This is a genomic window from Roseimaritima sediminicola, assembly GCF_009618275.1.
GTDB classification, from domain to species: Bacteria; Planctomycetota; Planctomycetia; order Pirellulales; family Pirellulaceae; genus Roseimaritima; species Roseimaritima sediminicola.
Genome location: NZ_WIAD01000016.1, coordinates 23,068 through 35,210 on the forward strand (window position 1 = coordinate 23,068; position 12,143 = coordinate 35,210).

6 protein-coding genes are annotated in these 12,143 nt (G+C 62.0%); 5 read left to right on the forward strand and 1 reads right to left on the reverse strand.

Features of this window, described 5'->3' with window-relative positions:
• The first annotated feature begins 68 nt into the window (after positions 1-68).
• The 4 genes from GE027_RS10180 (at position 69) to GE027_RS10195 (ending at position 10,484) form a co-directional block, all read left to right on the forward strand.
• Positions 69-5,156 carry an Ig-like domain-containing protein gene (locus GE027_RS10180; RefSeq protein ID WP_153557089.1) on the forward strand — a complete coding sequence of 1,696 codons (5,088 nt, stop codon included), beginning with the start codon at positions 69-71 and terminating at the stop codon, positions 5,154-5,156.
• Positions 5,157-5,265: 109 nt separating this feature from the next.
• A complete protein-coding gene (locus GE027_RS10185; protein ID WP_153557090.1) occupies positions 5,266-5,871 on the forward strand; it encodes a DUF6702 family protein in 606 nt (201 codons plus the stop codon).
• A gap of 507 nt (positions 5,872-6,378) precedes the next feature.
• Positions 6,379-9,030 (forward strand): PSD1 and planctomycete cytochrome C domain-containing protein, encoded by a 2,652-nt coding sequence (locus tag GE027_RS10190; protein ID WP_237607443.1) that lies wholly within the window; start codon positions 6,379-6,381, stop codon positions 9,028-9,030.
• A gap of 17 nt (positions 9,031-9,047) precedes the next feature.
• A complete protein-coding gene (locus tag GE027_RS10195) occupies positions 9,048-10,484 on the forward strand; it encodes a DUF1501 domain-containing protein (RefSeq protein ID WP_153557146.1) in 1,437 nt (478 codons plus the stop codon).
• On the opposite strand, the gene GE027_RS10200 is transcribed toward GE027_RS10195, so the two are convergent.
• Positions 10,481-11,203 (reverse strand): 7-carboxy-7-deazaguanine synthase QueE, encoded by a 723-nt coding sequence (locus GE027_RS10200; protein ID WP_237607444.1) that lies wholly within the window; start codon positions 11,201-11,203, stop codon positions 10,481-10,483. The two genes, GE027_RS10195 and GE027_RS10200, sit on opposite strands and share 4 nt — an antisense overlap.
• An 89-nt stretch (positions 11,204-11,292) precedes the next feature.
• On the opposite strand from GE027_RS10200, the gene queF reads away from it, so the two are divergent.
• Positions 11,293-11,646, forward strand: a complete 354-nt coding sequence (gene queF, locus GE027_RS10205) for a preQ(1) synthase (RefSeq protein ID WP_153557092.1) — start codon at positions 11,293-11,295, stop codon at positions 11,644-11,646.
• Positions 11,647-12,143 lie beyond the last annotated feature (497 nt).

Here is a 12,143-nt window from a genome sequence, read left to right on the forward strand (position 1 = left end):
CCGCTTTCAAGAAAATCGTTTTGGATCGCATTGATTTGCGATGCTCCGTTCAATCGAGCAGGGACTAGATGGTGAAGTCAGCCTCAATCAAAGCCAATCGTCGCCGGTCACGAGCCGTTCAGTCCACGCATGCCAAGCGTCGCTTGACACTGGAAGGTTTGGAAGCCCGTCAATTGCTAGCGGCAAATCTATTTCCCGGCGGCGCCTTTGCGGCGGACGTGGGGGTGCGAACGGTTACCCAGGCCCGCAATGTGGGTTCGGTGCCCGCCTTTGTCGCCGCCGAATCGGAATCCCTGGGCACGGTGGGGCTGAACGACACCAAGGCGACGGCGGAGTTTCTGCCTTTGGGAACGGGGCCGGACGACGAGGACACGATCGACGTGTCGGGTTCGCTGTCGCTGGTGGATTTCACCAACCGGATCCCCGAAGACGTAGACTGGTTTCGGTTTGATCTGCGGGCCGGCGACATTCTGGATGTGTCGGTCAGCGGTGGCGTAGGGGAGTTTGACGTCTTTTATCAAGACACCCTGCCCTACCAGTACGGTGATCATCTATTCGGGGCCAATGTCAATGCTGCGGGCAATTCCACGCTGACGTCGCCCTACCCGTTCAAGTCTCCACTGCAGACGGCCGGCGATGCGATCGGAGCGACGGTGGTGCCGTTTGACGGAACCTACTACCTGCGCGTGGCACCCGATGGAACGTCGGGCAGTTACACGGCGGGCTTGCGGGTTTACCGCCCGGTCCTGGAGAGCGAGCCGATCGGCACCGAGCAGGTGTTGTTCCTGGATTTTGACGGAGCGATCTATTCGCGGTCGGAATTGACCGCATTGGATCCGGTGACGGGGTTGCCGACGACGGGCACGGCGCGGCTATCGCCGCTGAGTTCGTTCTTGGAGAGCTGGGAGATCCTGCCGTCGGACGAAGATCGTTTTATCGATGAGGTCGTTGCCAAGGTCGAAGAGAATTTCCTTGAATCCCTGCCGCTCAACGGCCTGAACGGCAGCTTTGCCGACTCGGGGACGCCCGGCGAGTTCGGCATCAAGATCCTCAACAGTCGCGATCATGCGGATCCGTATGGTCAGCCCAACGTCAGCCGGATCATTATCGGCGGAACGGTTGCCGAATCGGGCGAGGATACGATTGGTTTGGCGGCCAGTATCGACATCGGTAACTTCGACACCGAAGAATCGTCGATCGTGTTGTTGGACCAGATTTTTGACTTGGTCGACCCCATCCCACGGGCCGGCGGGGTCAGCCGGATCGAGCAGTTCGCCACCTTTATCGGCAACGTTGCGGCGCACGAAGCCGGCCACTTCTTTGGCGCCTGGCATCAGGACAATTCCAATTCGCGTTTGTCGCTGATGGACCAGGGCGGTGACATCCCGGCCTTTACCGAAGTCGGCCCGGACGGCATTTTTGGTACCGCTGACGACGAAGACATCGACTTTGTCTACGACATTTATTCGCCTGCCGAAGGCGTTTTGTTGGGCGTCGAAGATCCGGCGGTGAACCTCGCCTTCGGACTGTCCACCGGGATGGCTGGCCAGACGATCACGGGCGTCGTGTTCAACGATGTCAATGCCAACGGCTTGGCGGCCGGCGATCCCGGATTAGCCGGGGTCACCGTGTTCGACGACGTCGACGGAGACGGGGTGCTGGATCCCACCGAGCAGTCCACGGTGTCGGCCGCCGACGGTTCGTTTTCGCTGACCGTGGCCGCGGGCGAACACACGATTCGCGCGATCACGCCGACCAATTACGTGGCCACGACGGCGACGGCCCAGTCGGCTTCGGCGGGGCAAGTCGAAGCGCTTGCGTTTGGATTCAATCAAGTCCGCTCGGACATCACGGGCGTCAAGTTTGCCGATTTGAATGGCAATGGCACCCGCGAAGCAGGCGAACCCGGGATCGGCGGTGTCTTTATCTATCTGGATCTCGACGGCGACGACCGGCCCGACTTGGGCGAACCGCGCGCGATCACGGCCGCCGATGGAACGTACAGTATTAACTTCCCGGGGCCTGGGACCTATACGATTCGCGAGGTTGTCGAAGCCGGATTCATCCAGACCTTCCCGGCGTCGGGCGAACACACGGTGGTCTTCGACGGCAGAGCGCTCAACGGAAACTTTAACTTTGGCAATCTGCCGGCTCGGGACTGGGGTGACGCTCCCGAAGGTTATCCGGTAACGGCGGCCGACGACGGTGCGAATCACGGGATCGTGACGGGGCTGACGCTGGGCACCACGGTTGATCGCGAGCTGGACGGTACCAACAGTCCGAACGCTGATTTCGATGACCTGAACGGCGTTCCCCAGCTGGACGGCACGATTCTGGACGACGAAGACGGCGTCACGGTGGTCGCCCCCCTGTCACCCGGAGCCACTTCGGCGCTCAGCGTGACAACCACCAACACGACCGGAATGCCGGCCTATCTACAGGCCTGGATGGACTTTAACCGCGATGGCGACTGGTCCGATCCCGGCGAACAGATCGTCACGAACCTCGAACTGGGCACCGGCACCCGGGACGTCTCGGTCAGTGTCCCCGCCGGCGTCGCCACGGGCGATGTCGTGGCTCGCTTCCGCTACAGCCACACGCGAGATTTGGCTCCCACCGGCGCGGCCGACTCCGGCGAAGTCGAGGATCACATCTTCACCATTCAAGCCACGGCGGATGTGGTTAACGAGGACCGCTATACGGTCGCCCGCAACAGCTTGGCCAATTCGCTGGACGTGCTGAGCAACGACTTCGAGTTGCCGGGCACGTCCTTGGCGATCAGCCGCTTGCAGACCACCGGCACCCGGGGCGTGGTCACGATCGGAGCCGACAGCCGAACGGTCTTGTACACGCCGCCCAACGGGTTTGTGGGCATCGACCAGTTCCGTTACTTCGTACCGGTCCCCGGCGGTGGCGAACAGTCGGCACTGGTGACGGTCAATGTCAACTTCCAGACCAACGTACCGATCGCCGTCGACGACACCTACGAGGTGGCTCGGGGTTCGAGCAATCGACCGTTGAACGTGCTGGACAACGACGTCGCCAGCATCAACGGCGGGTTGGCGATCACCTCGTTCAGTCAGGGCAACCAGGGTGGCCGGATCGAAATGGTCGGTGGCGGCCAGTCGCTGCGTTATTCGCCGGCGATCGGTTTTGCCGGCACCGAGCAATTCTCGTACTCGGTCTCCGACGCACTGGGCCAGTCCAGTACGGCCCAGGTGACGATCAACGTTCTGCCCGATGCGTTGGACGACGACCAGGTGGCGTTCTCCTTCGAGATCCGCGATCCGGTCGACAACCGTTTGCTGGACAACGTGCAGGTCGGCGACGAGTTTCTGGTGTCGGTATTGGTTGAAGACGTTCGCAACGAGCCGTTCCAGACCTTTGAAGGTGTCGGCAGCGCCTTCCTGGACATGTTGTACAACGACGAACTGGTGTCCACCATTCCGGTCAACGACGCCACCAACGGATTCCCCTTCGACGTGACGTTCGGACCGTTGTTCAGCGGTGCGACCTTCACGCTGGGCGATGCCCAGACGCCGGGACTGCTGAACGAGATCGGCGGCACGCAGCCCTTTGGCAGTGGGCCGGGCGGCCAAGGCGAACAGCACACCGATCCGACGGTCCTGTTTACCGTGCGGATGCAGGCCGTGGGCGCAGGCGTGGCCACGTTCCAGGCCGATCCGGCTGACCTGGCGGTCAGCGAAACGTTGGTCCTGGGCAGCGACACGCCGGTACCGGTCGAAGGCCTGCGATTGGGCGGCACCGAGCTGTTGATCCTGGACTCGGCGGACGGCCAACCGACCAAGGCGGTCGATGATTCGTACCCCGACGGCTTGCTTCCCGATGGTACCTTAATCCAGGGCGGCAGCAACGTTGCCCTGGACGTCTTGGCGAATGACCTTGTTGGCCCGAGCGGCCGATTGATCCAGTTTGAAATTCAGAACAGTCCCAATCCGAACTTTGGCACCGCCACGATCAATCGGAACGGCACTCCCGATGATTTCTCGGACGACTTTGTCGAGTATCGCGCCAACGCCGGCGTTAATGGCGTAGATCGCTTTACCTATGTGATTGTTGACGCCGATGGCTTCCGCAGTTCGGCCGAAGTCAGCTTGGCCGTGGGGGCCGCGGCCGCCGACGACGAGGTGTTTATCGATTTCCGCTACGTCGACGAAGCCGGCAACCCGATCAACGAGATCAATGTCGGCGACCGCTTCGGCGTCGAGGTTTATCTGGATGACCTGCGTGGTCCGCAGGCGGCAACGACGTTCGGCGTCTTCGCCGGATACCTGGACATCCTTTATGACCGGATGCTGATTACGCCGACCGATACGCTGGGTACACGCTTCGGATTCGACGTGGTCTTCTCGCCTGCGTTCGAGGCCGAGGGAGCCGTGGGCCAGCTAACGGCACCCGGCTTTATCAACGAATTCGGTGCCTTCCAGAATGATCCCGAGGGCACAACCGGACCGCTCGGAGCCGAGCCTCAGTTGATGGCGACGTTGTTCTTCCGTGCCGATGCGGCCGGCGATCTGCGAGTCGTCGGTGACAAGGCGGACTTCTCGCCGTTCCAGGATACGCTGCTGTATGAGCCGCCGGAACGAGTCGAGCCGGATCGGATTCGTTACGACGTCGAAACGATTCAGATCACCATGCCTGCTGGCGAATCGCCGATGCAGAACGGTCTGAACCCGTTGGACGTCAACGCCGACGGCTACGTCTCGCCGATCGATGCCCTGGGTGTGATCAACACGCTCAACTACATGGGACGAGCCGGCGTCGCGCAGGGTGAATCCGCAGCCCTGCCCGGCGGAGTGTTCGCCGACGTTAACGGCGATAACCAGATCACGCCGTTCGACGTGTTGAAGGTTGTCAATCACTTGAACGAGCGAGCACGAGCCAGCCACGTCAATGGCGAGGCGCCCTCGACGTTTGCCGCCGGCGATGCAGCCGCGCGATCGGCCGACGACGTCTTCCAGTCGCTCGGTAACGACGCGAGTGGTACCGCGATGTCCTTCGATGACGACGGACCGTCCGCTTCGCCGCACGTCTCGGTCGTGCCGCAAGTGGAGTCTCGCCAGGATGGGCAGGACGACGACGAGGATGACGTGCTGAGCCTGTTGGCCGACGATGTCTCCAACGTCTGGTCCTAGGACCCACCGAGCTTTTCGGTAAAACAATGAACGGCGAGCCGACGCAGTGATCGGCTCGTCGTTCTTTTTTGCAAACCCTCGCCCAGCCCGTGATCGATAAGGAAGTACCATGCTGTGGACATTGCTGCTCTTTACGCTGATCCATCCCTACCATCGCACGCTGGCCGAAGTGGAATGGAACGCGCAGTCGAACCGCTATGAAGTGGCGTTGCGAATCGATCCGCGGGATCTCGAATCCGCCCTCTCCGACCACTACGGTCGCCGCGTGAACCTGGAACACCTGGACGCCGCCGCCGCGGCGCTGGCGCAAGCCGACGAGGATTCCGCACAGCAGGACTCGTCGGATCGCGAATCGTTGGTCATCGCAACCGACCGCGAGGGCGAAAAGCTTTTGGCCGGTTACCTGCATCACGTCCTCCAGCTCTCGCGGCGCGGTGGCGACGCAGCCGACAGCGACGCCGCTCGGGCGACCATGCACTGGGTGGGCTACGAGCTGGACGATCGCGGCAAGTTCCTGTGGGCCTATTTCGAGTGGTCGCCACCGCCCGGCGAGGGATCGCTGTGGATGGAAAATCGTCTGTTGATGAAGACGGAACCGACACACCTGAGCACCTGGGTCTTTTCGGACAGCCGCAAGCGGCCCGCCTTGGTGTTCAGCCGCGACAAGGCCGAACAGCGCTGGATCGAATCCGAGCAATCCGCCGCCAAGCAATAACGAGCAGCAGTGCGTAAAGCCAGTGGCATAGGCTTCCAGCCTGTGAACAGTGGCATAGGCTTCCAGCCTGTGAAAAACAGCCACGCAGTGGCGACATGCGGTAGCCCCAGGCGCGAGCCTGGGGTGTCGGTGTCCCACACACCGCGCAAGTCCCGGAGGGACGACATGAGATTCCGCGGCCGCACCGCCATGTCGCCCTTCCAGGGCTTTGTGGTTCGAGTTTCGGCGTTTCCCCGGGCTTGTGTTTTGGGGCTACCACACTCAATCGCTCCGCGATTCCGAAAGACCTGTTCTCGGCTGGGACAGCCGAGCTACTCTGGGCCCACGCGATTGCCGCAGGGTGTACAATACAAAATACTGATTGTAAAATCACTCCACCCACCTTCCACCGACTTGGGATCCGCCTCGCACGCCCCTCCCACGTCTCCCGCCTCGGACGGTTCCTGCATGATACGTCGCTTTGGGCTTGCTTTTCCGCCGCGGAAAGCGAGCTGGTTTTTGTGTTACGTGCTACTGGTTGTGGCGTTCGCCGCCGGTGAGACGACCGCCGATGAACGTCTGGACTTCTTTGAATCCAAGGTCCGCCCGCTGCTGGTCCAGCACTGTTATGAGTGTCACAGCGTGGAAACCGGCGAATCCTCGGGCGAGTTGCTTGTCGATACCCGCGAGGCGCTGCGGTCCGGTGGCACGCGTGGGCCGGCCGTCGTGCCGGGCGAACCGGAAGAAAGCCTGCTCCTGCGTGCGGTCACCTACGAAGATGGCGAACTGGAGATGCCGCCCGAGGGACGCTTGGAAGACGAGCAGATCGAGGTGCTGCGAAAATGGATCGAGGATGGGGCTGTCGATCCACGCGAACCGGATGGAGATGCCCCGGCCGAGGACGAGACCGCGGAGGTCGACCCGGCCGATCACTGGGCTTTTCAGAAGGTCCATTCCCCCGCGGCGCCGCGGCATGCCGACGGTCAGTCCAGTCGGCTGGATGCTTTTGTCGCCGACCACCTGCGCAGTCGCGACGACGGCTTGCAGGTCAATCCGCCCGCCGATCCCGCGACGCTGGTGCGCCGCTTGTACTATGACCTGACCGGTCTGCCGCCCAGCCGCGAACAGGTCGACGCGTACCTCGACAATTCCCGCCCCGATGCCTACGAACGCTTGGTCGATCGCTTGTTGGCTTCGCCCCAGTTTGGAGAGCGTTTCGGGCGGCACTGGTTGGACGTGGCCCGTTATGCCGACACCGTCGGTTATACGCTGGCCGGCCGCGAGCGCCGCCTGGCGGGCAGCCATCAATACCGCGACTGGGTCATCGCTGCGTTCAATCGTGACCTGCCTTTTGACGCGATGATCCGTTACCAGTTGGCGGCGGATCGGCTGGACCCCGAAAATTTGGACGGCCATCTGGACGCGATGGGATTCTTGACGGTGGGCCGTCGGTTTCTCAACCGCAACGACACGATCGACGATCGCATCGACGTCGTCAGCCGCGGACTGTTGGGATTAACCGTGGCCTGCGCGCGGTGCCACGACCATAAATTCGACCCGATTCCCACGGTCGACTATTACGCCCTGTACGGCGTGATGCGAAGCAGTCGCTTGAAGGAGGACGGACCGTCGCCGTTGATGTTGGAAGACCATAAACCCTCCGATGCTCGGGTGTTCATTCGTGGCCAAGCCGGCAACCGCGGCGAGGTCGCGCCGCGAAGGTTCTTGACCGCCCTGCGGACGCCGGCGGAACCTGCCCAGCATTGGCAGCTGAAGACGGGCAGCGGGCGGTTGGACTTGGCCGAAAAAATCGCCACCACCGAGAATCCGCTGACCGGACGCGTGTTTGTGAACCGCGTTTGGACGCATCTGATCGGAACGCCCCTGGTGAACACGCCCAGCGACTTTGGCGTTCGCAGCCCTCAGCCGCAGATCCCCGAGTTGTTGGAAGATCTGGCCGCGGATTTCTATCGCGACTGGAGCGTCAAACGGTTGGTGCGGCGGATTGTCATGACCGACATCTATCGGCGCAGCTCGCATACCTCGCCGGCCGCGCTACAGGCCGATCCCGAGAACGAATGTTTTGCGCGAGCGACGCGGCGACGCCGAGACTTCGAATCCCTCCGCGATGCTTTGTTGGTTGTTTCGAAGCATCTTCGCAGCCAGGTGGGCGGCGAACCGGTGGACCTCCAGGGCACGCCCACGCCACCGCGCCGTACGGTGTACGCCTTTATCGATCGCCAGAACCTGCCCGGCGTATTCCGCATCTTCGACTTCGCCAGTCCCGATGCTCACACGCCGCGTCGACCCTATACGACCGTGCCCCAGCAGGCCCTGTTCATGATGAACGATCCGACGGTCCTGGCCGCGGCGGGCCGCGTCGCGGATTTTGCCCAGCGGTCGGTGGAAACTTCGAGTGCGGGAACGGAAGGTTCCGGCGCGGGAACGGGAGGCGATGCAGAAACGGAATTGGTGCGAGCAATCTACGAAACCGTGCTGGCCCGTGCACCCAGCGAAACCGAGCTGCGAACGGCACTCGCGTTTCTGGAATTGCCGCAAAGCGAAATGGAACCCCTGCCCGATCCGCGAGCCCTGTGGCAGTACGGGTTCAGCACTGTTGGCGAAGACCTGACGGCCAAAAGTTTCGAACCCTTTACCCACTATCACGATGGTCGCTGGCAGCACCCCGATTTCGCCAAGGGCGGGAAATTCCGTTACCTGCAACTGACTCGCACCGGCGGGCATCCCGGTCCCGGCAACGATCTGGCCACCAACCGCCGCTGGACCGCTCCGGCCGATGGACGCTGCCGCGTGATCGGGACGATGGAACATCCCTCGATGAACGGTAACGGCGTGCAGATGACGATCGCCACGGAGAACCGCGTTCTCTGGCAAACCCATCTGGCCAAACGTCCGCGACCCTACGGTCCGATTACTTTCCGCGTTCGCAAAGGTCAAGCGATCGATTTCCTGACCTCCGACAAAGGCGACCTGAACAGCGATTCTTTCTACTGGAAAATCGCGATCCAATTCGAAGGCGACCATGGCGAGCGGATCGAATCGGACAGCGAATCGGACTTCTCCGGCCCCTGGCAACAAGGCGAACAGCAACCGCTCGGTCGCGCCGAACAACTGGCGCACGCCCTGTTGATGAGCAACGAATTTATTTTTGTGGATTAATTGCCGTGTACGAAAACATGATCGATCCAAACGACTTGACCGGCGGCGCGACCAGCGGATGCTCGCGGCGAGCGATGTTGCGGATGTGTGGCACGGGCCTGGGAACGCTCGCCCTGGGCGAGATGCTGACCCAGCAGGCCGCCGCCGAAGGGTCGCCTCTGGCCGTTCGTCAGCCGCACTTCCCGCCGCGTGCCAAACGGGTGATCCACTTGTTCATGAATGGCGGTCCCAGCCACGTCGATTCGTTCGACTACAAGCCGGAACTGGCCAAGTTCGATGGCAAGACGGCGCCGGGCGGAAACCTCAAGACCGAGCGGCCGACCGGCAACGTGATGGGCTCGCCCTACAAGTTCCAGCAGTACGGCGAAAGTGGTATCCACGTCAGCGACTTGTTTCCGCACACGGCGGAGCATATCGACGATATCTGCGTCATCAATTCGATGCACGCCAATGTGCCCAACCATGAACCGTCGCTGATGTTGATGAACACCGGCGAATCGCTGCAGGTCCGGCCCAGCCTGGGATCGTGGTTGACCTACGGTCTGGGAACCGAGAATCAAAACCTGCCGGCATTCATCGCGATGTGTCCCGGCGGTTACCCGATCAAAGAATCCCAGAATTGGCAGTCGGCGTTTCTGCCCGGCAGCTACCAGGGCACGTACGTCGACAGCAGCCATACCCGCATCGACCGCTTGATCGCCAACATCAACAACCGCCGCATCAGCCGCGATGCCCAGCGTCAACAGTTGGACTTGCTGCAGCAGGTGAACCAGCAGTTTGCGGCTCAGCGGGAAACCGACCAACGTCTGCAGGCTCGCGTTGAATCCTTCGAATTGGCTTATCGCATGCAAAGCGACGCGGCCGATGCCTTCGATGTGTCGCGGGAGCCCCAACACGTGCTGGACGCCTACGGTCCCGGCGTGCAGGCCCGGCAGATTCTGATCGCGCGGCGGCTGGTCGAACGCGGCGTCCGCTACGTGCAATTGTGGCACGGCGCGGGCCAGCCCTGGGACAACCACGACGACCTGGCAACCAATCATCGCCGATTGGCCGGTCAGTGCGACCGCGCAATCGGAGCCCTGCTGAGCGACTTGAAGGCGCGTGGGCTGTTGGAAGATACGCTGGTGATCTGGGGCGGCGAGTTCGGACGGACGCCGGTCGTGGAAATGCCCAAGGAGGGCGCTAATCAGGGCAAGATGAACGGCCGCGATCACAACCACCACGGTTTTACGGTGTGGATGGCGGGCGGCGGCGTCCGAGGCGGTCAACGCTATGGCCGCACCGACGAACTGGGCTTCAAAGCCGTGGAAAATCGTGTGCACGTTCACGACCTGCACGCGACCATCCTGCGGTTGATGGGCTTTGACCACAAACGGCTGACCTATCGCTATGCGGGACGCGATTTTCGCTTGACCGACGTCCACGGACGGATCATCGAAGACGTGCTGGCCTAGGTGCCGCGTCGGTTGCCGTACCAGTGGATGTGCATCCGGTCGCAGTAGTGAAAACCGTGCTGGCGGCACCAGGGCTGTAGCCAGCGGGCCTGTTGCCGAAGCTGGTCGACGGTAACGCCCTGTGGCATGATCCAGACGTGATCGGCGGCAACATCGATCTGCCGAATCAGTTCCAGCGTCTCGGCGGTATCGGCCGGTGTGTCCAGCACGAATTTAATTTGGTAGTCCACACTGTCGGCGATCAAACTGGCGATTGCCTGCGGTGCGAACCGGCGCTGCTCGTGCATCGTTTGCCAGCGGGCCAGTTGGTCGGGGGCCATCTCAACCGGCATCGTGGCCGCGTCTTGGCAACCGTGTTCAGGGCCGCTGCTGGCCAGTTTCGGACTGATACTCATCAGGTCGGCGGTGATCGGAGGAGCGAGCGTGCCGGCGGTTTCGATCGTCAGGTGACGCCCCGTGCGGCGGATTCGCTCGGCCAGCTCGGTGACCTGCTTGAACATCAGCGGTTCGCCGCCGGTCAAAACCACATGCCGGCACTCCGACCGCTCCATCCGCTCGATGATCCGGTCGATCGACTCGGAATCGCCTTCCGGAGCCCAGGAGGCGTAGGGGGTATCGCAGAACCAGCATCGCAGGTTGCAGCCGGCCAGGCGAATGAAGTGGCTCTGCGTCCCGGTCAGTTTGCCTTCACCCTGCCGGCTGTCGAACGTTTCGGTCACGCGCAAACGCGACGTCGCCGCCGTTTCGCCCCTGTTCGAAACGGGCAGAGAATGCGAGAATTCGGCAACTTTTTCGGGAGGAACCAACTTTGTCCGACAGTTTTCGAGAGACGTTAGAAACGTTTGAGAACCCGCGACCGGAGCGGGATTATACGATCGAGATCCAATGTCCCGAGTTTACCTCGGTGTGCCCCAAGACGGGCCAGCCGGATTTCGGCACATTGACGTTTCGCTACGTCGCAGATCAGCACTGCATTGAACTGAAGAGCCTGAAGCTGTACCTGCAAAAGTACCGCAACGAGGGGATCTTCTACGAGCGAATCACGAACCGCATCATGGACGACTTTGTCGCCGTCGTCCAGCCGCGAAGCTGCACGCTGGAGAGCCGCTGGACCCCGCGAGGGGGGATCAGCAGCGTGATCACCGTCCAGTACCCCGAATAGCAGAGCCGCCTTTCGCTCCGCGAAAGTTAAGTAAGCACGTCGGCATAAATCTTTCGGTGAAACCCCGCGACAACACCCTCCCGCGCAGCGGGAGGGTCGGGCTCTTAGGCCCGGGGAGGGCCCTGCGAAAACCCTCTCCGGGCCTAAGAGCCCGACTCTCCCAAAGGGAGAGTGATGCCGAATTAAAGTTGCGACGTGCTTAGCTCGGCTGTCCCAGCCGTCAGCGGTGTTCGGCCCTCGGCTGGGACAGCCGAGCGGCTTTGGGCAATCCGCCCCAAAAGGGTAGCCTGATGCCAGCCCAAGGCACCGCCACGGGGTCTCGACCGACTCCGCGACGAAAAGCTCCAGCGGGGCGATCCTACAAACGAAGCGGCGACGTGAAGCTTTAGCGTCGGCCCAGGCGGCCTGGCCGTGTCGCCTTGCGTCCCGCGAAAGTTGTTGTTGCTGCGCTGAGGCAACTTTCGGCGGAGCGAAAGGCGACTCTCTGCAACTTTCGG

Excerpts from the sequence above, each read along its gene's own strand:
- GE027_RS10180 (WP_153557089.1), top strand. The coding sequence starts at position 69 with ATGGTGAAGTCAGCCTCAATCAAAGCCAATCGTCGCCGGTCACGAGCC.
- GE027_RS10185 (WP_153557090.1), top strand. The coding sequence starts at position 5,266 with ATGCTGTGGACATTGCTGCTCTTTACGCTGATCCATCCCTACCATCGC.
- GE027_RS10195 (WP_153557146.1), top strand. The coding sequence starts at position 9,048 with ATGATCGATCCAAACGACTTGACCGGCGGCGCGACCAGCGGATGCTCG.